Here is a 208-nt window from a genome sequence, read left to right on the forward strand (position 1 = left end):
ATGGGGGAAACCCTGATGCAGCAACGCCGCGTGGAGGAAGAAGGTTTTCGGATTGTAAACTCCTGTTGAAGAGGACGATAATGACGGTACTCTTTGAATAAGCTCCGGCTAACTACGTGCCAGCAGACGCGGTAAGACGTAGGTGGCAAGTGTTGTCCGGATTTATTGGGCGTAAAGCGAGCGCAAGCGGTTTCTTAAGTCTGATGTG

1 rRNA gene is annotated in these 208 nt (G+C 51.0%); it reads left to right on the forward strand.

The features are described 5' to 3' along the window. Nucleotides 1-208, forward strand: a 16S ribosomal RNA gene (locus FVP33_RS19030); the annotation flags it as partial.

Source organism: Lacisediminihabitans profunda, assembly GCF_008040105.1.
GTDB lineage: Bacteria > Actinomycetota > Actinomycetes > Actinomycetales > Microbacteriaceae > Lacisediminihabitans > Lacisediminihabitans profunda.